22 protein-coding genes are annotated in these 21,108 nt (G+C 62.7%); 13 read left to right on the forward strand and 9 right to left on the reverse strand.

The window, feature by feature from the left end; translation table 11 throughout:
• Positions 1-65 precede the first annotated feature (65 nt).
• Entirely contained in the window at positions 66-1,691 is a 1,626-nt protein-coding gene (locus tag BSY240_RS12575) for an alpha/beta hydrolase (protein ID WP_236759251.1), read from the forward strand.
• A 7-nt stretch (positions 1,692-1,698) separates the two neighbouring features.
• Here the strand turns inward: BSY240_RS12575 and BSY240_RS12580 are convergent, their stop codons facing one another.
• From BSY240_RS12580 to BSY240_RS12595, 4 genes are all read right to left on the reverse strand, one after another.
• A complete protein-coding gene (locus BSY240_RS12580; protein ID WP_069042527.1) occupies positions 1,699-2,727 on the reverse strand; it encodes a histone deacetylase family protein in 1,029 nt (342 codons plus the stop codon).
• A 138-nt stretch (positions 2,728-2,865) separates the two neighbouring features.
• The gene (locus BSY240_RS12585) at positions 2,866-3,234 is read right to left on the reverse strand and encodes a hypothetical protein (RefSeq protein WP_069042528.1); all 369 of its coding nucleotides are present in this window, start codon (positions 3,232-3,234) and stop codon (positions 2,866-2,868) included.
• Positions 3,235-3,354: 120 nt separating this feature from the next.
• Positions 3,355-3,879 (reverse strand): GNAT family N-acetyltransferase, encoded by a 525-nt coding sequence (locus BSY240_RS12590; protein WP_069042529.1) that lies wholly within the window; start codon positions 3,877-3,879, stop codon positions 3,355-3,357.
• A gap of 34 nt (positions 3,880-3,913) precedes the next feature.
• Positions 3,914-4,489 carry a helix-turn-helix domain-containing protein gene (locus BSY240_RS12595; RefSeq protein WP_069042530.1) on the reverse strand — a complete coding sequence of 192 codons (576 nt, stop codon included), beginning with the start codon at positions 4,487-4,489 and terminating at the stop codon, positions 3,914-3,916.
• 120 nt (positions 4,490-4,609) lie between these two features.
• Between BSY240_RS12595 and BSY240_RS12600 the strand changes: the two genes are divergently transcribed.
• The 4 genes from BSY240_RS12600 (at position 4,610) to BSY240_RS12615 (ending at position 8,312) form a co-directional block, all read left to right on the forward strand.
• Positions 4,610-5,176 (forward strand): XRE family transcriptional regulator, encoded by a 567-nt coding sequence (locus tag BSY240_RS12600; protein ID WP_069042531.1) that lies wholly within the window; start codon positions 4,610-4,612, stop codon positions 5,174-5,176.
• 82 nt (positions 5,177-5,258) lie between these two features.
• Positions 5,259-6,461, forward strand: a complete 1,203-nt coding sequence (locus BSY240_RS12605) for a glycine C-acetyltransferase (RefSeq protein WP_069042532.1) — start codon at positions 5,259-5,261, stop codon at positions 6,459-6,461.
• Positions 6,462-6,463: 2 nt separating this feature from the next.
• Positions 6,464-7,489 carry an L-threonine 3-dehydrogenase gene (gene tdh, locus BSY240_RS12610; protein WP_069042533.1) on the forward strand — a complete coding sequence of 342 codons (1,026 nt, stop codon included), beginning with the start codon at positions 6,464-6,466 and terminating at the stop codon, positions 7,487-7,489.
• 94 nt (positions 7,490-7,583) lie between these two features.
• A complete protein-coding gene (locus BSY240_RS12615; protein WP_069042534.1) occupies positions 7,584-8,312 on the forward strand; it encodes an MOSC domain-containing protein in 729 nt (242 codons plus the stop codon).
• On the opposite strand, the gene BSY240_RS12620 is transcribed toward BSY240_RS12615, so the two are convergent.
• Positions 8,297-9,988, reverse strand: a complete 1,692-nt coding sequence (locus BSY240_RS12620; RefSeq protein WP_069042535.1) for an FAD/NAD(P)-binding protein — start codon at positions 9,986-9,988, stop codon at positions 8,297-8,299. The genes BSY240_RS12615 and BSY240_RS12620 overlap by 16 nt on opposite strands.
• Before the next feature lie 165 nt (positions 9,989-10,153).
• On the opposite strand from BSY240_RS12620, the gene BSY240_RS12625 reads away from it, so the two are divergent.
• Positions 10,154-10,384 (forward strand): DUF2171 domain-containing protein, encoded by a 231-nt coding sequence (locus BSY240_RS12625; RefSeq protein WP_069042536.1) that lies wholly within the window; start codon positions 10,154-10,156, stop codon positions 10,382-10,384.
• Positions 10,385-10,455: 71 nt separating this feature from the next.
• On the opposite strand, the gene BSY240_RS12630 is transcribed toward BSY240_RS12625, so the two are convergent.
• The gene (locus tag BSY240_RS12630; protein WP_069042537.1) at positions 10,456-10,857 is read right to left on the reverse strand and encodes a ketosteroid isomerase-related protein; all 402 of its coding nucleotides are present in this window, start codon (positions 10,855-10,857) and stop codon (positions 10,456-10,458) included.
• An 81-nt stretch (positions 10,858-10,938) separates the two neighbouring features.
• On the opposite strand from BSY240_RS12630, the gene BSY240_RS12635 reads away from it, so the two are divergent.
• The 3 genes from BSY240_RS12635 (at position 10,939) to lepA (ending at position 14,300) form a co-directional block, all read left to right on the forward strand.
• Positions 10,939-11,532: a GNAT family N-acetyltransferase gene (locus BSY240_RS12635; RefSeq protein WP_069042538.1), complete on the forward strand. Its 594-nt coding sequence runs from the start codon at positions 10,939-10,941 to the stop codon at positions 11,530-11,532.
• The gene (locus BSY240_RS12640) at positions 11,529-12,404 is read left to right on the forward strand and encodes a carbon-nitrogen hydrolase family protein (protein WP_069042539.1); all 876 of its coding nucleotides are present in this window, start codon (positions 11,529-11,531) and stop codon (positions 12,402-12,404) included. The genes BSY240_RS12635 and BSY240_RS12640 overlap by 4 nt, the downstream gene beginning before the upstream one ends.
• A gap of 75 nt (positions 12,405-12,479) precedes the next feature.
• On the forward strand, positions 12,480-14,300 hold the full coding sequence (gene lepA / locus BSY240_RS12645) for a translation elongation factor 4 (protein WP_069042540.1): 1,821 nt from the start codon (positions 12,480-12,482) through the stop codon (positions 14,298-14,300).
• A 49-nt stretch (positions 14,301-14,349) separates the two neighbouring features.
• Here the strand turns inward: lepA and BSY240_RS12650 are convergent, their stop codons facing one another.
• Entirely contained in the window at positions 14,350-15,162 is an 813-nt protein-coding gene (locus BSY240_RS12650; protein ID WP_069042541.1) for an NAD(P)H-binding protein, read from the reverse strand.
• 71 nt (positions 15,163-15,233) lie between these two features.
• Here BSY240_RS12650 and BSY240_RS12655 point away from each other — a divergent pair, with 71 nt between their 5' ends.
• From BSY240_RS12655 to BSY240_RS24600, 4 genes are all read left to right on the forward strand, one after another.
• Positions 15,234-15,635, forward strand: coding sequence for a winged helix-turn-helix transcriptional regulator (locus tag BSY240_RS12655; protein WP_069042542.1), 402 nt, complete (start codon positions 15,234-15,236; stop codon positions 15,633-15,635).
• A gap of 61 nt (positions 15,636-15,696) precedes the next feature.
• A complete protein-coding gene (locus BSY240_RS12660) occupies positions 15,697-15,933 on the forward strand; it encodes a type II toxin-antitoxin system CcdA family antitoxin (RefSeq protein ID WP_069042543.1) in 237 nt (78 codons plus the stop codon).
• Positions 15,930-16,229, forward strand: a complete 300-nt coding sequence (locus BSY240_RS12665) for a CcdB family protein (protein ID WP_069042544.1) — start codon at positions 15,930-15,932, stop codon at positions 16,227-16,229. The genes BSY240_RS12660 and BSY240_RS12665 overlap by 4 nt, the downstream gene beginning before the upstream one ends.
• A 77-nt stretch (positions 16,230-16,306) precedes the next feature.
• On the forward strand, positions 16,307-16,672 hold the full coding sequence (locus BSY240_RS24600; RefSeq protein WP_054151387.1) for a YegP family protein: 366 nt from the start codon (positions 16,307-16,309) through the stop codon (positions 16,670-16,672).
• Between the two features lie 1,445 nt (positions 16,673-18,117).
• On the opposite strand, the gene BSY240_RS12680 is transcribed toward BSY240_RS24600, so the two are convergent.
• Both BSY240_RS12680 and BSY240_RS12685 read right to left on the reverse strand, forming a co-directional pair.
• Positions 18,118-19,755 carry a CRTAC1 family protein gene (locus tag BSY240_RS12680; RefSeq protein ID WP_069042546.1) on the reverse strand — a complete coding sequence of 546 codons (1,638 nt, stop codon included), beginning with the start codon at positions 19,753-19,755 and terminating at the stop codon, positions 18,118-18,120.
• Entirely contained in the window at positions 19,752-21,065 is a 1,314-nt protein-coding gene (locus BSY240_RS12685) for a vanadium-dependent haloperoxidase (RefSeq protein ID WP_069042547.1), read from the reverse strand. Before BSY240_RS12685 ends, BSY240_RS12680 begins: the two co-directional genes overlap by 4 nt.
• Positions 21,066-21,108: the final 43 nt, after the last annotated feature.

The following is a 21,108-nucleotide window of genomic DNA, read 5'->3' on the forward strand; positions in this document are numbered from 1 at the left end:
CAGGAGCCGCAACGCTCCAACTGCATGAAGCGGGAGACAGTGCACTGTCGGTCATCGTCAGGGTCTTGATCGGCAAGCTTTCCCTGTCGGGCGTCGTTCTCGCGATCGCCTTCTTCTGCGCATCGCTCACTCCCAGTCTCATGCCACGCGAAGCCCTGGTGCAGGGCTCACTGTCCGGCATCGCGTCAGCTGTCGGCTATTTCTTCGGCGTTCTCCTGAGCTCTCTCTGGAGGCTTTTCGAGTTGCCCGAACCCCGGCTGCGTCGGGACAAGGCGCTTTTCTGGATAGCGGCGTTTGGTGTGTCCGCAATGGCCGTGGCGCTCTGGCGCTCCGCGGTCTGGCAGGAATCGGCGCGCGCGCTCTGGCAGATGGCTCCTCTCGACGTGTCATATCTCGAGGCGGTGCTGGTGGCCGCAGCCCTGTTCCTTAGCCTGCTATGGATCGCCCGTCTGTTCATGATGCTGTTCAGGAGGCTGGCGGCACGCATGGCCACCATCTTCCCGGCACGCTTCGCCACCGCGATCGGCTTCGTCATCGCCGCCTTCATCTTCTGGTCGATCGGCGAAAACGTGGTTTTGCGCGGCGCAATCCGGCTCGCCGATTCCTCCTTCCAGCAATTGGACGACCTGATGGAGGACGAATTCGCCGCGCCGACGTCCTCGGCAAAAACCGGAGGACCGGATTCGCGTCTCGAGTGGCATGGTCTGGGCCGGCAGGGTCGTCATTACATCGCGTCTGGCCCGACGCGCGAAGATATCGAGCGCTTCTGGGGAGAGCCGGCGCTGGAGCCTATCCGCGTCTATGCGGGCCTCAACAATGGAGAAAACATCGAGACGCGCGTCGCACTCGCGCTCGAGGAACTTATCCGGCAGGGCGGTTTCGAACGGTCGACGCTGGTGATCAAGGCCCCGACCGGAACCGGCTGGATCGACCCTGCGGCGGCAGACACGCTCGACCTTCTGCTGCGCGGCGATGTCGCAAGCGTCGCCCTGCAATACTCCTATCTGACCAGTTGGCTTTCGCTGCTGGTCGAGCCGGAATATGGCTCGGAGTCGGCAAAGGCGTTGTTTCGCGCCGTCTATCGTCACTGGAAGCAGTTGCCGCCCAATGAACGCCCCCGGCTGGTGCTCTATGGCCTGAGCCTTGGAGCGCTCAACTCGCAGAGCTCAGTCGACCTTCTCGAAATCGTCGCCGATCCCTTCTACGGCGCGCTGTGGGTCGGACCGCCGTTCCAGAGCCGGATGTGGAGCGAACTCACCGCCGGTCGGGAGGCGGGCTCGCCTGCCTGGCTGCCCCGCTACGGCGACGGCTCGATCGTGCGCTTCACCAATCAGCGGGCCGACCTCAATTCACCCTATGCCGAATGGGGGGCACTGCGGATCGTCTACCTGCAATATGCCAGCGACGCCGTGGTATTTTTCGACCCCCGTTCGGCCTATCGGTCTCCCGCCTGGCTCTCGGGCACGCGGGGTCCGGATGTCTCTCCCGAACTCACCTGGTATCCCGTGCTCACCATGCTGCAACTCCTGTTCGACATGATGATCGCGACGACCAGCCCGGTCGGTTACGGGCATGTCTATGCTCCGCAGCATCATATCGATCCCTGGATCGCCGTGACCGGGATTGAAATCGACCCGGCCGACGTGGCCCGGCTGAAGCGCCATTTCACCGCAGTCGCCGAGACCTATTGAGGCGCCTTCAACCTTCCAGCCCTTTGAGCACATTGGCGACGTTGAGTCCGATTTCCGGCACGCCGTAGCCGCCTTCCATGAGCGTCAGCACCGGCACGCCACTGGCCGCGATCATTTCGCCCATCCGGATATAGTCAGGGCTCTTCAGCTTGAAGAAGCTGATCGGGTCCTTTTCGAAGGTGTCGACGCCGAGCGAAACGACGATCGCCTCTGCGCCATAGGCCTTGATCTTCTTCAGGCTGTCTTCCAGCGCTGCCGACCAGATGTCGAAAGGCGTGCCCGAGGGCATCGGGTAGTTGGCGTTCAGGCCTTCGCCTTCGCCCTCACCGGTTTCGTCGGCATAACCGAGGAAGAAGGGGAAGGCGTCTTCCGGCTCGCCATGCAGCGAGGCGAAGAAGATGTCGCCGCGACGATAGGTGATGTCCTGCGTGCCATTGCCGTGGTGGAAGTCGACGTCGAGGATCGCGACTTTCTTGGCGCCGTGGTCGATCAACCGCTGGGCGGCGACCGCAGCGTTGTTGATGAAGCAATAGCCGCCGAAGAGATCGATGCCGGCATGGTGGCCGGGCGGGCGGCAGAGCGAGAAGGCGAAGCGGTTGCCCTCGTTCAGCCAGTCGGCACCGGACAGGGCCACATCCATCGAGGCAATCGCCGCCTCATAGGTGCCCTTGGAAATCGAAGTCTCTGCCGAATTGGTGTAGTAGCCGACGGCGCCGTCGATGTTCTTCGGCACGCGGCCCGTCTGGCTGCGGCGGCAGGGGAAGGAGGTGGCGATCGCCTCGCCTTCGAAGCCATGCGCCTGCCAGCGGTCCCAGCAGGTGCGCAGGAATTCGAGATAGCCTGCGTCATGCACCTTGAGCGCGGTTTCAAGCCCGTGTTCGGCCGGCGCGCGGACATCGGTGAAGCCCGCCTCCTTGACGCCCGAGAGCACCCATTCGGCGCGGAACGGCCCCTCGAAAGGCTTGACCAGCAGGCCGCCATGCAGCTCGGTCTTGGCGTCTCGCAGCTTGTGCTTTTCGGAATAGAATACGCGCATGTCGGTTGTTTTCCCTCTGGTGTTTTGGAGAGAAAACTAGCCTCGTCACGGCCTCAGCCACAAGTGCAAAGGGGGCGATTTTCCTGGTCAATCGACCAAAAAAATCGCCCCCGCCCCTCGGCCCCCGCCGATCCGATGTTACTCGGTCAGGTTAATCTGCTCGGTCTCGCCACCGGTGCAGGTATAGCAGCAGTTCTCGCAATTCTCGGCATTGTCAGGACCGACGCCCCAGTAGCTCTGCTTGTCGCCGGAAATCCAGGCGCCGTAGCAGATCGTCTCGCCTTCTTCGCAAGACAGGGGGATCTCCTTGGTCTCACCGTCATCGAGATAAAAGACCTGGTTGTCACCCGGCCAGACATGGTCGCGATCCTGGCTGTAGAGCTCGACCTCGACGGCATTCGGATGATCGTTGCGCATGAAGAAGGTCACGTCTGCGGCCAATGCGGGTGCCGCAACGGCAACAGCCAGCGCCAAACCCAACCATCTCAAAGTTGCTGTTGCAACCATCTGAAGTCCACCCCCGGAAATTTAAAAACGGAGGGACGATAATCAGATGCGTCGACCGCTGAAAAGGGCGAAGCTCAGACGTTTTTTGGGCTCAATCTCAAGAACTTGGCAGAGATGCCGTCAGGCCACAGTTTTCCAGAAGATCACCGTGTCGCAGTAGCGACCATCCGGAAACAGCGCGTAGTTCGGGATGATGCCTGAACGCTGCCAGCCAACCTTTTCATAGAGCGCCTCGGCAAGCTCGCCTGCTGCCGTGTCGAGCACCAGCAACGTGCGTCCGGCCTGCGCTGCCCCCTGTTCGGCGGCCGCCATCAGCGCCTTCGACAAGCCGAGACCACGGGCGTCGCGATGTACCAAAAGCTTCATCAGATCGCCGCGATGCGGCTGGTTCGGCTTCGAGGCAAAGCCGACCTGAACTGTGCCGACCAGCCGATCGCCGAGAAAGGCGCCGTAGAGCAGGACTTCGCCACGCCCGACTGCCTCTGCGACGCCCCGCCAGAAGGTTTCGCCATCAGCGGGCGCAAACGGCGACATGAAGCCGAGCGAGGCGCCGCCTTCGACGCAATCGGAAAGCGTCTCGCAGAGGTCGGGCAAGGCGCCAAGCGTCTCGTCTTTGGAAATCGGGCGGATGTCGGGCTTGGGCATGGGGTCAGGTCCTGTCGTCGGAAGTGGGAGATGGTCAAGGGCCGAGGGAAATCACCACGGCATAGCGGGCGGGTCGATCGGTCGGGTTTCGGTAGCCATGCACGTCACCGACATTCATGAACAGGCAGTCGCCGGCTTCGAGCCGGTGCTCGGCGTCACCGACGGTCAATTCGATTACGCCGTCGAAGACCCAGACATGCTGCGTCTGGCTGCGCCCGCTCGGGCGGCCGGGAAAGCGGACCTCGGCACCGGCCGGAAACTCGACCTCGACGATATCGGTGCCGCTGCCTGTGCCCGGGGGCGAAATCGCACGGCGCAGATATCCGCTTTCCGGATCGCGCCAGACCGGTTGGTCGGCTCGTCGTGACAGTGGCGAGGGTTCGCTCTCCGTGCTGGCAAAGAAGACGGACAGGGAAACCCCGAGCGCCGAGCAGAGCCGCGCCAGAAGCGCTGCCGTCGGACTTGCCTCGGATCGCTCGATGCGCGAGATCATCGCCCGGCTGACGCCTGAAAGCTCCGCCAGCTGGTCGAGCGTCAGCCCCCGCTCGATGCGCAGGCGCTTCAGCCTTTCGGCGACATGTTTCTCGAATTGATCCTCTGATTCCATTATTTGAGAATTCCACGCGCATATATTGGAGTCAAGCTTTCATGCCCGCCCTCTTCCGTTGCGCCTGCCGGTCGGCGTAAAAGAGGCGGTCGGCACCCGCCGACGTGACCGCAGGACATTCTGATGCAGCAGCACACTCCCGAGATCGGCCCGGCCATCAAGCGCGAGCGCAAGGCGCGCAAGCTGACGCTCGAACAGCTCGGCACATTGTCCGGCGTCTCCAAGTCGATGCTGAGCCAGATCGAGCGTGGCGAGGCCAATCCGACCTTTGCCGTGCTCTGGAGCCTCACCCAGGCGATGGAAATCGAACTCTCGGACCTGATCGGCAATGGCACCTCCGTCGCCGGACGCGAGGAGATTGAAGTCACCTCGGTCATGCACACGCCCGTCATCCGTAGCGCCGACGGCTCTTGCCGGTTGAAGATCCTGAGCTCGCCCCGGCTCGCCGGCCAGACGGAATGGTACGAGCTCGAAATGGATCCCGGCGGCGCCCTTGTGAGCCAGCCACATTCGATCGGCGCCTTCGAACATTTCACCGCCTTTACCGATGGTTTCGAGATTTCGAGCGGCAGCAGCAAGACCCAGATTCGATCAGGCGAGACCGCCCGGTACCGCGCCGATGTTCCGCATGCGATCCGCAATGGCGGAACGGATATCGGCAAGGGCCTGCTGGTCGTGCTACACAGATAGGCGACAAGGCAATTCCAAAATATCGATTGCCGCGGGGCAAAATTCCGATATGCTGGAATTATTCAGCATCGAGGGATTTCCCATGCAGACCGGCTTTCTCGACCACATCACCGACATCCTCCAGGGCATCGAAGCCGACGGGCTACTGAAGCGCGAACGCGAAATCGTCAGCCCGCAATCGGGCCGCATCCAGGTGCGCGATGCGAAGGGCACGCGCGAGATGATCAATCTCTGCGCCAACAATTATCTCGGCCTCGCCAACCATCCCGAAATCGAAAAGGCCGCCAAGGCCGCGATCGACAGCCACGGCTTCGGCATGGCCTCGGTGCGCTTCATCTGCGGCGCGCAGGACATCCACCGTCAGCTCGAACAGGCAATCGCCCGCTATCTCGACAAGGATGACGCGATCCTGTTTGCCGCCTGCTTTGATGCCAATGGCGGGATCTTCGAGACCCTGCTCGGCCCGGAAGATGCGATCATTTCCGACAGCCTCAACCACGCCTCGATCATCGACGGCGTGCGGCTCTCCAAAGCGAAGCGCTACCGCTATGCGAACTCGGACATGGACGGGCTGGAAGACGAGTTGAAGAAGGCGATTGCCGAGGGCACGCGTTTCCGGCTGATCGTCACCGACGGCGTCTTCTCGATGGACGGCTATGTCGCGAAGCTCCCGGAGATCTGTGCGCTCGCCGAGAAATACGGCGCCATGGTGATGATCGACGAATGCCATGCCACGGGCCATTTGGGCGCCAAGGGCAAGGGCACGCCGACGCTGACTGGTGTCGGCACCCGCGTCGACATCATCACCGGCACTTTCGGCAAGACGCTGGGTGGCGCCATGGGCGGCTTCATCGCCGGCCCGAAAGCTGCGATCGACCTGCTTCGCCAGCGGGCACGGCCCTATCTCTTCTCCAACAGCCTCGCCCCCGCTGTCGCTGCCGGCTCGCTCAAGGCGATCGAGATCGCCGAAAGCGCCGACGACCTGCGCGCCAAGCTCTCCGGCCACACCAAACGCTTCCGCCAGGGCCTCACCGAGGCGGGCTTCGAACTGCTTCCTGGCGAGACGCCGATCATCCCGGTTATGACCCATGACGCTGTGCTGGCGCAAAAGCTCGCCGCCGAACTCGATGCGCGCGGCGTCTATGTCGCCGGCTTCTTCTTCCCCGTCGTGCCCAAGGGCCAGGCCCGCATCCGCACCCAGATGTCGGCAGCGCTCTCCGAGGCCGATATCGACACCGCCATCGCCGCATTCATCGATGCCGGCAAGACCATCGGGATGATCTGATCATGAAGGCGCTTTCCAAGCAGAAATCCGAGGTCGGCATCTGGATGATCGACGCGCCCGTTCCCGAAATCGGGCCGGATGACGTGCTGGTCAAGATCAACAAAACAGGCATCTGCGGCACCGACGTCCACATCTACAAATGGGACGAGTGGGCGCAGAAGACGATCCCCGTGCCGATGATCACTGGCCATGAATATGCCGGCGAAATCGTCGCCGTCGGGGCCAATGTGCGAAACCTCCAGGTCGGCCAGCGCGTCTCCGGCGAGGGCCATCTCGTCGGCATGAACAGCCGCGCCTCACGCGCCGGCAAGTATCATCTCGACCCGGAGACCAAGGGCATCGGCGTCAACGTCCAGGGCACGTTTGCAGAGTTCGCCAAGATCCCGGCCTTTAACATCATCCCGCTGCCAGACACGATCGACGACGAGATCGGCGCGATCCTCGATCCGCTCGGCAATGCCGTGCATACGGCGCTTGCCTTCGACCTCGTCGGCGAGGACGTGATCATCACCGGCGCCGGGCCGATCGGCATCATGGGTGCCGCGATCGCCCGCCATGTCGGCGCGCGTCACGTGGTCATCACTGACGTCAACCCGGAGCGCCTGGCGCTGGCGGCCGAGGTCGCCGATGTACATCCGGTCAACGTCGCGAACGAAGACCTGCGGGACGTCATGACGAAACTGAAGATGAAGGAAGGCTTCGATGTCGGCCTTGAGATGAGCGGCTCGCCGGCAGCGCTTGACCAGATGATCGACCATCTCGTCATGGGCGGCCGCATCGCACTTCTGGGCGTCCCCGCCCGGCCTTTCCATTTCGACCTCTCCAAGGTCGTCTTCCGGATGGTGACGCTGAAGGGCATCTATGGCCGCGAAATGTTTGACACCTGGCACAAGATGCTCGCCATGCTCGAAAGCGGCCTCGACATCCGCAAGGTAATCACCCACCGGATGAAGGTGGACGATTACGCCGAAGCCTTCGAACTCGCCACCGCCGGCAAGGCAAGCAAGATCGTACTCGACTGGACCTGACGGTCGCGCAATGCCAAAGCCACGCTCACGCAGAATTTCTGGAACATAGAGCGACTATCCCGCGTATGGTGATCGTTTGAAACGAGGAACAACCATGCGAAAAATCGGTCGAGTGCGGGAAGTCTGGCGCTATCCGGTGAGTTCTCTCGGCGGAGAAGCGCTCGCCTCGATCACCGTCTCGCCCGACGGCATCGAGGGTGACCGACGCTTTGCGCTGTTCGATCCGGACACCGGCCTTGCCGCCGCCCCCGAGAAGGAAACGCGCTGGCGCCCTGCCCTCTTCATCACCGCCTCGCAACCGGCAACCGGACTGCCGGTTCTGCGCTTCGCCGACGGCGCCGAACATGCACTCGATGACAGCGCATTGCCGGACCGTCTGGCAGAGCATTTCGGCTTCCCGGCCGCCATCGGGCTCGTCGGGTCAGGCGATTACCGCTTCCCCGTCGTCTCCAACCGCTACGCACCGGCGCCGCTTCACCTCGTGACCACGGCCTCGGTCAGCGCGCTTGCGGCAGTCACGGGCCTCCCGTCGCTGGATGCGAGACGCTTCCGCCCCTCGGTGTTGATAGAGACGGAAGACGATGAAGGCTTCATCGAAAACGACTGGGTGGGCCACATGGTCAGGATCGGCGAAGCGGATATCCGCGTCACCGAAGCCTCGCGCCGCTGCGGCATGACGCTGGTCGCTCAACCGGGCATGGCAGAAGAGCCCGACGTGCTGCGCGGCATCATGCGCCACAACAAGCGCAATCTGGGCGTCTACGCCACGCCGGCCGCACCCGTCACGCTGTCCGTCGGCGACCCCGTCTACGCCGAGATCTGAAACACCGGCGTATCAACGTCCACTACGTCCCTCAGGATCGCCCGGCCGACCGTCTCGCCGATATCCCGCGCGCTGGTGATGCCCTGCACGAAGGGCTCCTTGTGCAGCAGGAAGGCCACCGCTGCGCAATAGAGCCTGCCTTCCGACATCAGACCGAGACGCGGGCGATAGAATTCATCGACGTCGATTCCACCGGTGCGAACCATATCGGGATCCCGGTCGAGCGATCGGATCGCCGTCGCCTTCGGCGTCGCGGCTTCGCGCACACCACCCTGATCGACAAGCGTCGGAAAGGGCAGATCGGTCGCCGACAGCGTCTCCTGACCGGTCGCATCGACAAAGGCCCCGAAGGTATGCGTGGTTCCGCCAACCACGATCTCGGCGCCCCGCTCCAGGCCATCCTCGGCCGTCCGGATCTCGTAATCCTCGCCGAGTTTCAGGATCGACAGCTTGCCCGCACGGGCAAGCGCCAAAAGCCGGCGAATCGACATCAGCGGTACCGTTGCATAGTCGTCGATGAAGATGCCCTTGAAGTGGCGATGGAAGCGCTTCAGATCGTTCTCATCGAGATGCGGAATGACCTTTGCCACGATCTCGTGGGTGATCAGGATCGCATAGCGCCAAGGCACGGTGTAACGCTTCTGCCGGTTCTCTTCGGCCTCGGCCAGATTTTTCGCCGCCCAGACAAAGGGATCGCTTTCGCTGCGATCGGCATAATAAGCGGCCGCAAAGGTCTCGACCGTCAGCTGCGACAGACCGATCCGGGCGGCATAATCAGGGTCACGCGCAACGATTTCGCCGCGAAAGAGCTCGAAGACCTCGTCGAGCAGATCGTGCCGGCCCGTGGCAATCAGCGCATCGATCGCTTCTTCGGTGCAGACGAGGGGCGTGACATACGGAAGCGGGCAGTAGAAATCGGCCTCCGGCAGGATGCCCTTGCGTGACATCAACGTGGCGGAGAACCCTTCGGTATCGGCAGCCGGCTGATATTGCAGATCGCCGGCGGCATCGGCGTAGAACATGCCGTGTGCCGTCGCGACCGTCATCAGTGCATCGATGCCGCTCAGCGACGTGCCGAGAATGCCGACCGCCTCATTGCGGATCGATGTCAGAACGGTCGCCGGCCAGGGCGAGACGAAATAGCCGGGCCGGATTTCCGTGCTGTCGGGCCAGTTGTGGCCGGTCGCCATGACGACATGGTCATAGGCCGCGTCGTTCTCCCCGTCGACATGGCTGACGCGAAGGCGGATCGCATCGGCCTGGATCTCGATATCAATCACCTTGTGGCGGGCAAGCACGATGATCTCGTGACCACGCTCGGCCGCGATTGCCCGCATCCGCTCGAACTGCGCCTGCATATAGTCGCCAAGCACGAGACGCGGATAAAACTCCCGCTCATCGATCGCCTCGCGCCTGATCCCGTGGCGCATCAGCGTATCGTCATCCTGTCGTCGCAACCACTCGACCAGGGTCTCCGTAAACGCCGGAAACTCGATGCTCGGGATGTTGGAGAGCATGGCGGGATCGTTCATGTCGGGATGGTAGGGCGTGCCCTTTCCCGGCTCGCCCTCTGCTTCGTAAAGCGTGATGGACAAGGGAACGGTGGAACCGATCAGTTGTTTGAAGGTGTAGAGGCCGGTGGGACCGGTGCCGATGATCGAAATTCTCGGAAACATGTATGGACTCGCTGTCGGCGAGGGATCTCGCGCGGGTGCCTATCAATGCATCTGAAGCATGGATGTTCCCTTGCCTGTCTCATGCCTTCTGCGGCGAAGCGCCCCGGAACAAATGCCGCCCGTCGCGCCTTTCTCCGACACCCCAACCCAAGAGGAGCATGACCAATGATTTCTGCAGATCAGATCCGCGAACACATGGAAGTTCTTGCCCAGGACGGCGCCCATGTCGGCACCGTTGACCATATGGATGGCGCAAGCCGCATCAAGCTGACCAAGAATGATTCCGCTGATGGCCAGCACCATTACATCCCGCTCGACTGGGTCGATCATGTCGATCAGCACGTCCATCTGTCGAAGGACGGCGATACCGTGAAGCGCGACTGGTCGGTCAACTGATCGATCAGTGCCTGGCACAATGCCGGCAGAAGAGCCGCCACGCCTATGCGTGGTGGCTCTTTCTCGTTTTATCAGCCGCCGACCTGGGCGATCCAGTCGGGAAGGCTGTAATAGTTGGAGATGCGGGCGACCTTGCCGTCGCGGATTTCGAAAAAGGCGCCCGCCGGCAGGCGGTAGGTCTGGCCATTGGCTTCCGGCAGGCCCTCGTCGGTTGAAAGATAAGTGCCGTTGACGATGAATTCGGCCGCACCCCGCGTGCCGTCCTCGTTGACCATCACCACCATGTCGGTGAGCTCTTCCCGGTAGCAGCGGTTCATGTGGTCCATGAACTTCGAGAACGCTTCCTTCCCCGTCTGGCGGGCACCCTGGTTGATGTCGTGCGCGACGTCATCGGTCAGCAGCGCGAGGAAACGGTCCATGTCGCCGGCATTGAAGGCATCGTAATAGGCGCGGATGGTGGCTGCGGCGGTCATCGGTCACTCCTCGTCGTGGAATTGCTTTCTTGGGTGGTCGCAGATGGGTATAACCACTCCGCAACGGACTGAAAACACTCTATGGCGCTTACGATCCAATCCTTTTCCGGCAGCGACGCCGCCCCCTATTTCGACGACCTCGCGCGGCTTCGGATCACGGTCTTCCGTGATTTTCCCTATCTCTATCATGGCGATAGCGACTATGAGCGAGAGTATATGGAGATCTACGCCCGCTCGGAGGGCTCGGTCTTCATCCTCGCCATCGATAATGGCCTGGTCGTCGGCGCCTCCACGGGGACGCCGATGGCGACAGAGACCGACGAGGTCCAGGCACCGTTCATCAAAGCCGGTCGCGATCCGGCCGATTACTTCTATTTCGGCGAAAGCGTGCTTCTGGCCGACTATCGCGGCCAGGGCATCGGCGTGAAATTCTTCGAGGGCCGGGAGGCGCAGGCGAAGAAACTCGGTCTGCGCTACACCACCTTCTGCGCCGTCGAGCGCCCCCTCGACCATCCGCGCCGCCCGGCCGACTACCAGCCGCTCAATGCCTTCTGGCAAAAACGCGGTTATACCCATCACCCCGCGCTTCGAACCACCTTCACCTGGCGCGACCTCGACGCATCAGTCGAAAGCCCGAAGCCGCTTTCCTTCTGGATCCGAGATCTTTCACCATGACCGCTCTCACCCTCGCCGCCTGCCAGTACAAGATCGATCTGATTGAGAGCTGGGAAGACTACGTCCTCCACCTGACACACCTCGTGCATGAAGCGGTCGAGCGCGGCGCAAAGCTCGTGCTCCTGCCGGAATATGCCGGCCTCGTGCTCGCCGGCCAGCTCGATCCGGAAACCCGCTCCGACCTCACCGGCTCGATCGCCGGCATCCAGCCGCTGATCCCGGCCTGGGTCGAACTCTGCGAGGAGCTTGCCCGCACCCACGAAATCGTCTTGCAGCCCGGCTCCGCCCCCGTGCTCGACCCGGACGGTCAATACCGCAATCGCGCCTTCCTCTTTGGCCCGGACGGCCTGATCGGTCATCAGGACAAGATCATCATGACCCGCTTCGAACGCGAGCAATGGGGAATCGCCGCCGGACGCGACGGGCTCACCGCCTTCGACACCCCACTCGGCAAGCTCGGCATCCTCATCTGCTACGACAACGAGTTCCCGATGCTGGCCCACACCCTCGCAAACCAGGGCGTAGACCTCATCCTCGCGCCCTCCTGCACGGATACACTCGCCGGCGCCTATCGCGTCCGCATCGGCGCCCAGGCCCGGGCGCTGGAAAACCAGATCGCCGTCCTTTCGTCACCCACCGCGGGCACCGCCCCGTGGTCGCCGGCGCTCGACGAAAACCGCGGCCGCGCCGCCCTTTACGTGCCCTCCGACTACGGCATGCCACCATCGGGCATCTATGCCGAAAGCGAGAGCGACGAGGTCGAAGAGAGCCACTGGCTGATCACCGAGATCGACCTCGATACCGTCCGGCGCCTGCGCACGGAGGGCCAGGTCGCCACCCGCCGCGACTGGCCGGAACAGTTCGGGGTGTGACAACCCCGGTTTTCCAGCCGATCGCGACAATTTCCCGCTAGGCGTTGACCGAGCTCGCTGCTATATGCGCGAGCCATGAGCACCGATCGCACGCCCCTGAGCCATATCCGCAACTTCTCCATCGTCGCCCATATCGACCATGGCAAATCGACGCTGGCCGACCGCCTGATCCAGTCGACCGGCGGCCTCGCCGATCGCGAGATGTCGGAGCAGGTCCTCGACAACATGGAGATCGAGAAGGAACGCGGCATCACCATCAAGGCCCAGACGGTGCGGTTGCACTACAAGGCCAACAATGGCGAAACCTATGTGCTGAACCTGATCGACACGCCCGGTCACGTCGACTTCGCCTATGAAGTCTCGCGCTCCCTGTCGGCTTGCGAAGGCTCGCTGCTGGTCGTCGACGCGTCCCAGGGCGTCGAAGCCCAGACGCTGGCGAACGTCTACCAGGCGATCGACAACAATCACGAGCTGGTGACGGTCCTCAACAAGGTCGACCTCCCGGCCGCCGAGCCCGAGCGCATCAAGGAACAGATCGAAGAAGTCATCGGCATCGATGCCTCCGAAGCCGTGCTGATTTCGGCGAAGACCGGTCTTGGCATCCCCGACGTTCTCGAAGCCATCGTGCACAAGCTGCCGGCGCCGAAGAGCGAAGGTGGCGAAAAGGCCCCCTTGAAGGCCCTGCTCGTCGACAGCTGGTACGACACCTATCTCGGCGTCATGGTTCTCGTCCGCGTGCTAGACGGCGTGCTGACCAAGGGCCAGACCATCCGCATGATGGGCACGGACGCAAAGTATGCTGTCGAACGCGTCGGCGTGCTGACCCCGAAGATGGTTGCCGTGGATTCACTCGGCCCGGGCGAAATCGGCTTCTTCACCGGTTCGATCAAGGAAGTGGCCGACACGCGCGTCGGCGATACCATCACCGAAGACAAGCGCCCGACCGCCAAGATGCTGCCGGGCTTCAAGCCGGCCCAGCCGGTCGTGTTCTGCGGCCTCTTCCCTGTTGATGCCGCTGACTTCGAAGACCTGCGCGCTGCCATGGGCAAGCTGCGCCTCAACGACGCCTCCTTCTCCTTCGAAATGGAATCCTCTGCAGCACTCGGCTTCGGCTTCCGCTGCGGCTTCCTCGGCCTGCTGCATCTCGAAATCATCCAGGAGCGCCTCGAGCGCGAATTCGATCTCGACCTGATCGCGACCGCCCCGTCCGTCGTCTACAAGCTGTTCATGACCGACGGCACAGAACGCGAGCTGCACAACCCAGCCGACATGCCCGACGTGGTGAAGATCTCGGAAATCCACGAGCCGTGGATCAAGGCGACGATCCTGACACCCGACGACTATCTCGGCGGCATCCTGAAGCTCTGTCAGGACCGTCGCGGCGTGCAGACCGAACTCACTTACGTCGGCAAGCGCGCGATGATCACCTATGAGCTGCCGCTCAACGAAGTGGTCTTCGATTTCTACGACCGCCTGAAGTCGATCTCCAAGGGCTACGCCTCCTTCGACTACCATCTCGACGGCCATCGCGAGGGCAACCTCGTCAAGATGTCGATCCTCGTCAACGGCGAGCCGGTCGATGCACTCTCGATGATGGTCCACCGCATGGCAGCCGAAAAGCGCGGCCGCGACATGTGCGAAAAGCTCAAGGACCTGATCCCGAAGCACATGTTCAAGATCCCGATCCAGGCCGCGATCGGCGGCAACGTGATCGCCCGTGAAACCATCTCGGCGCTGCGCAAGGACGTGACCGCCAAGTGCTACGGCGGCGACGCGAGCCGCAAGCGCAAGCTCCTCGACAAGCAGAAGGCCGGCAAGAAGCGCATGCGCCAGTTCGGCAAGGTCGAGATCCCGCAGGAAGCGTTTATCGCGGCGCTGAAGATGAGCGACGAGTGAGGGTTGGAGGGAGCCTTTTCCAAGGCTCCCACTCGCCGTTTCCTCTTCATCACCCTGCCGCCCGCGCAGCCTCTGCCGCGATCGCCAAGGTGGGCCGCGGCGCTCCGGCGATCAGGGCCGGAAGGTCCGTGTTCTCTGCTTTTAGAAATCCTGCGGCCGCACTGGAATAGATCGACATCAGCATCGGCGGCTGGAAGGGCTTGAGTGGCGCAGCGGCCAGCGACGCCCGCAGCTTCTCGAGGCTCCATGGCTGAAATGCGGCGCCCAGGACGGCTGCCAGATCGGCAACACTCCAGGCTTCTGCTCCCGACAGTTCGTAGATCATGCCCGCATGGGCGCGCGGGTCCTTGAGAACCGCCAATGCGGCATCGGCCAGATCGCGCCTCGCCACGGGCGATAGCGGCGCGGTGCCGAAGGGTGCCCGGATCACGCCATCGAGCGGTGCGGCAAGTGCCCCGATCAGCTCGGCATAGAGACCATTGCGCAGGATCGTCCAGGCAAGGTCGCTATCCTTCAGTCGCTTCTCGGTCCATCGATGGGCAAGCGAGAAAGCAAGATGATCACCCGTTCCGCTCAGGCTCGTATAGACGACATGTCGGACGCCCGAGCGGATAGCAGCCGCGATCACCGCATCATGGCGGCGGATGACAACATCGTCCTCCGCGTAACCGGCAGAGATCATCATCAGCGTTTCGACATCGCTGAAGTCGAGCGTTTCTGGATCGTCGAAATCGATCCGGCGTCGACCTGTATCCGTCTCCTCTGCCAGACGGCTGCCAATGCAGATGTCGAGACCGGCGTCTTTGGTGCCTTGCGCGATGAGCGAGGAGAGTTGGCCGGAGCCTCCAGTGAGCAGTATCATGGGTTGCGTCCTTTTCGTTGCGGGCGCATCTATTTATTGCGACCACCGGAACGACGTAAGGAGGCACATTGATGTTCGCCGCGACCCAGCCCGAGATCGAGACGCTCGAACCTTGCGGAACGCCGGATCATGGAGATTGCGGCCTTCGTCTGACGCTTGATCGCCTCGGTGAAAAATGGACAGTCATGGCCATTGCCGAGCTCTCGGCCGGCCCTCGCCGCTACCGGGAGATTGAGCGCGCGCTGTCAGGCGTCACCCAGCGCATGCTGACGCTGACACTGCGCCGTCTCGAGCGGGACGGATTGGTCGACCGTCATGTCGAACCCACCAACCCTCCTTCGGTCACTTATTCTCTGACGCCCCGGGGCTTGGGATTTTCGGCCATCACGGCCGGGCTGGTCGAATGGTCGCGGGAACACAAGGAGGCGATCCTTTCATCGCGGGAAGCCTATGACGGGCGAGGCAAGGGCTGATCGGCCCATTCTCAGCAAGCCGGAGCCGTGCTAGGCTCCGTCCAGCGCCGGAGACCATCCCATGTCGATCGAAGCCCGCAAAGTCCATGACCTGACGGTCAGTGAAGCCCTTGTAGCCGAGGCTGAAACGCTCGGCCTCGACATCACCGGTGCGGCTGAACAGGGCATCGCCCGCGCCATCAAGGCCGAGAAGGAACGGCGTTGGAAGATCGAGAACGCCGAGGCGATCCAGGCATCCAACGACTATGTCGCCAAGCATGGCCTTCCACTCGCAAAGTACCGAATGTTCTTACCATGACCCGCTTCCACGTTCACCGCATCGGGAACGACGGAAGCCTGGCCCTCGACGTGCAATCCAATCTGCTGGATGCCCTGACGACCCGCGTGGTCGTGCCGTTCGCACCGATCGGTGACGTTGCGACCCTTGTTCCGCGCCTCAATCCGCGCGTTGTCATCGATGGCGAAACCTTTGCGATGCTCACCCAGTTCATCACGACGGTTTCCATCTCCGCGATCGGCCCCTCGATCGCCGATCTCTCCACCCGCGCCGACGAGATCACCGCTGCCACAGATTTCCTCTTCCAGGGCTTTTGAGCCCTCCTTGCCCGCCTGCCGCAGTCGCGCTAGCATTCGAATGCAATCATAAGCCGATGAGCAAAGGGGAGACGGGCATGCACAAGTTCAAGATCGTCAAGACCGAAAAGGGCGAGTTCCGCGTCCAGTTCGTCTACAATGCCGAGATCATGGTCTGGTCGGAAAACTACGCTTCGAAGGCAAGCGCGAAGAACTGCGTCGAGTCGCTGAAGAAGAACGCCCCCGCAGCGCCCATAGTCGATCTTACGAAGAAGGAGACCGGCAGCGGTTATCGTTTCGAGATCGACGAAGCCAAGAACGGCGAAACCTTCGTCCGCTTCCGCGCCGCCAATGGCGAAATCATGGTGCGCTCGGAAACGTATAAGTCGAAGTCCAGCGCCAAGAATTGCATCGAGTCGATCCAGAAACGCGTGGCGGAGGCTGCGGTGGAGGAGGCAGAGTGAGGCCTCGGCTCTATCCGTCAAACTAAGGCGCCGGCGGGTTTCCACCTCTCCCCTGTGTGGGAGAGGTTACAAAATCGAAGGCTTAGCCCGATCAGGGCTAAACTTCAGACTTTGTTGGTGAGGGGATCGGCGATGGTGGCACGAGATAACCGCCCCCCTCTCTGGCGATTTCGGATGTTTAGGCGGCTTGCGCTCGCCTAGTTCATCGAAATCGCTTTCTCCCCCACCAAAGGGGGAGATGGGCGTTGCGCATGCCGCCCGCTCCCGCTTCTCCCCGCTGGGGAGAAGATGGTCCGCAGGACCAGATGAGGGGGGCGCGAAGCGCAAGGCGATGCTGCAGAGCATTGGCGGGTTTATGGTGATCCTGTGCGCGGCGAAATCCGGCTCCGCCGCCCCCTCATCCGGCGCTACGCGCCACCTTCTCCCCGCTGGGGAGAAGAGGGAGGCCGACGCCCCCCTCAATTCCCCTAGTCGGCGGGGGATGACTTTGAGAGTTTCCTCAACAAAATCAAACCCCGACATGTTTTTTCATCCCCGCCCATTTCCACGCGCTTACCCTGATGCCCGTCCCGCCCTCGGATACACCTGACGATGCGATGTCAGGCGAGGCGGGGCCGGCGCCGGGGTGGAGCACTGTCGCAGGTGTGAGTTCCCGGCCCGCTGCAACGGTCTCCCTCCGGACGTGGGGCTGGTAACGAAGGTGACGGGGTCGGATGCTCTCGTCACCGGATACCCCGATCGGAAGGACGTGCCTCAGAGGCACACAGACAAGGCGCCCACGTCGTTGCGAACATTACCAGACGGCGGGGCGGAAAAAACGGCGGGGATGATGGCGAGGTCGGTAATGACCAAGGCCCCATCCCCCGGGCGAGGGTCCCGGTCGGAATGGTGCACCATCCGGCGGGAACCTCCCGGGCCACCGGCCAGGCTATGGCAGACATTCCCTTGGGAGGGCTCTGTCAAAGCCGGACCCTACGCCCGGTCAATTTTCGGTCCTCGGGTCAAGCCCGAGGATGACGAGGACCGTCGCCGCCTTGCCAGAGAGACGCATGCAGCGGGAATAGACGCCGAACGGGGCGCCGGAAGGAGCCACATAAAACTACTTAGACAGGTTGCTTCTGGCGCCTCGTCCGATCCTCGGGTTGAACCCGAGGGCAAGCATCACCCGACCCGGAGGGAGCGATCCCGACCGGCGGCGAAGCTTGGGTTTTTTGACATTTATAGATCACCCTCACCCTGAGGTGCCAGGCTTGCCCGGCCTCGAAGGGCGAGGCCACCCCGCCACCCCTCATGCTGAGGTGGCACCGAAGCGACCCTCGAAGCACGAGGTCACCAGAGCGGGATGCTTCGAGGCCCTCGCCTTGCGACGGCACCTCAGCATGAGGGCCTAGCGGAATGCGCGGAGCCTATCTCCCCCCTTGCGGGGGAGATGGGGTCGTGCCCCTTCACATCCCCTCGCCCGGATTCCACAGCCTTGGCCCCGTGCCACGCCCAACGAGGTAAAACCCATCAGCCGCCACCGTCTGCCACTCCCCAACCTCGCCATCCGGCCAAAGCACGCGGATCTCGGTTTCTGCCTGTTCCCCCAGACCAAAATGATGCCAGCCGGTCTTGCCGCTGACATGGCCGCCGCCGATGGTGAGTTCGCGGCGCTGCACGACATCGCCGGTTTTCACCTCGATCCAGGCGCCGACCGCATCGCGGTTCGGACCGTCCTGGCGCAGCGCCAGTTGCAGGAAGTGGCCAGCGCCTTCCGTCGTATTGCGCCAGATCTCCACCGTAGAACCCTGGTTGACGGCGAGGAGGTCGATCTTTCCATCAAGATTGAAGTCGGCAAGCGCCCCGCCCCGGCCCTTGGCCATCGAGGCGACGCCGGCCTTGTCGCCCATCTCTATGAATTTGCCGTCCTCGCCCTGGACGAGCAGATTGTTCGGGTCCTTCTCGGCAAAATCGGGCATCTCCGCGACATTGCCCTTGGCGATGAAGAGATCAGCGCGGACGTCGTTGTTGACGTCCTCGAATTCCGTATGCCAGGCGGTCGAAGGGCGGATCTCGCCACCGACATAGGGCCGGTGCGCCGTGGCGCCCTTGGCGAAGGCGATATCGGCGTAGGAAGGCTTCGGCTTGCCGTCGGCGGGGATTTCGGCGAGCCTCTGCAGCTTGTTGTCGGCCATGCTGGTGAGGAAATATTCCGGATAGCCGTCGAAATCGAGGTCATAAGAGGCGATGCCCATGCCCCAGATGCGCAGGTATTTCCAGCCTTCTTCCTGGGTGTAGAGCGCCGGTGCCTTGCCCGGCTCAACATGCCACATCTGCTCCTGGCCGCCCTTGTAATATTCGCGGTCATTGGAGACGCGCAGCGAGGGCGTGCCGGAGCGGTTCCAATCGGTGAAGAGGATCGACAGCGGGCAATAGGAGGGGTTGAGCGCGAGCGGCGGGGCGAAGCGACGCTCGGCAGCGGACAACGGGCGATGCAGCCAGTTGTCGGTGCAGGAGCCCCAGGGCTCGAAGTCCTCGAAGCGGTCGATGTAATTGCCGACGGCAAGCGTCGGCCAGGAGTTGCCGCGCTCCCAGGTGGCGGAAAAGGCCGTCGACCAGGCGTCGCCGCCGTCGAAGCCCCAAGCCTCGTTGGCGCGTTCGAAACGGCACTCGCCCAAGCCGCGCATCACGACATTCTCGCCGGAGCGCAACAGCACGACGTCCTGCAGCCCGTCGCCATCGACATCCAGCGGATAGGCGCCGATCACCTTGTCGAGTTCGAGGCCGGACACCTGTTCGTCGAACTTGAGAGCGCCGCCAGCCTCGCTTCGGTTGAGGTAGAATTTCGCCTTGTCCTCGCCGCCTGCAAGCAGGAGATCGGGGAAACCGTCGGCATTGCAGTCGAAACTGCCGGCACCGCCGCCGACCATATATTCCCAATCGCCGCGATAGGTGCTGATAATACCGCTTGAGGCGGTTTCGTCGGTGAACCGGGGCACGAGGGGGCCGCCATTGGCAAGCGCTGTGCCGGACTGGAGCGCGGCGAACAGGGCGGCCGCAAGGGCGGTTCGGCGATGGTGCGAGGCGATGGCTTCGGCCGTCATCCGCGGGTCCTCAAGGCGACCGCCTTTTCGCCGATGCAGCGGCCCTGATCGAGGCCACGATCGATCGCGGCGCGGAAATGAATGCCGCCATAGAGACGCGAGATGCCGGCTTCTTCAGCCGCATCCCAGAAGCTCTTGAAGCTGCGGTTCGGCAGCTTGTCCTTTTCATGGGTGTTGTCGGTGAAGGCGAAATTTTCGCCGAAAAAGGCCGTCAGCACCGTGGCTGCCGCACCCGACTGGGTGGAATGGCCGGAGGGATATTCCGGGAAGGGCGGCGTGATCAGGATCGGCTCCCATTTGGGATCGATGACCCGCTTGATGTAGGTGACCGGGCGGAGCAGGTCGTATTCGAATTTCGAATGCCAGCAGCCGATGAAGGCATCGGCGAGCGAAATCCCGAGCCGGGCGAGCAGGTCGGCATGTTCGGCTGCACCGGCCTCCTGCTCGTCGAGGACCTTCAGGGCAATCACGATCCAGTGGCCGGGCGGGGTCGGCGAGAGCATAGGATCATCCGACCAGAAGCGGGCGATGGCGCGCTGCTCATCGGTCACGCTGTTCACCGCCTCATAGACCTCCATCGCTTCCTTGTAGAAGTCGGAATCCTTGTCCTCGCTGTAGACAGGCGGCGCCGGCAGCGGGCAGGCATTGCCGGTCTGCAGGGCGAAGGGACGGTTCTCGCCCCACTGGGGAAGAAGGGGCGTTTGCTGCTGATTGATCAGACTGGTCGGCACCCAGCTGTCCTTGTTGCTCCCCAGCGCGAATTCCAGGGGGAAGCCCATGTTTTCGACCTTGGCGCCGCCGTCGTCCAGCGACCAGGCAAGGATATGCGCCGTTATGCTCTCGCCATAGGCCTGGCTGCGGGCGACGAGATCGGGGGCAAGTCCGACGGACACTTCGGACGAGAGCTTTTCGGTCATGCGCTTCAGGGCGCGCTGACCGGTCGGGCCGGTATTGCCGAAGAATTCGCGCGCGGCTGATGACAGGGCGGCCTGCATGACGACGGCCTCGTCATAGGCGAGGCCCGCTTCACGCCGAGGTACTGGGGTGAGGCCGTTCAACTGACCGGCAAGCGAGGTCATGGTCGTGTCGCCGGCCGCCAGCGCCTCATAGGCGGTGACCCCGAGATAGGCGAAGGCGCGGCTTGCCACGGGGGGCGAATAGGTCGGCGTATGACGGACAAGTTCGAGAATGAGGCGATACCAGTCGCGCATGACCGTGTCGGCGCCCACAGGGGATGCCTGGGCCGGCTGGAAGGCCATCCCGATGATGATGAAGCAGAGCGCAACCAAGCGCTTACCCACTGCCTTCATGTCCCCCTCCCACAGGTTTCTGAAGCGATCTCAATCGATTGAA

Origin of the sequence: Agrobacterium sp. RAC06, assembly GCF_001713475.1 — a bacterium.
Classification (GTDB): domain Bacteria; phylum Pseudomonadota; class Alphaproteobacteria; order Rhizobiales; family Rhizobiaceae; genus Allorhizobium.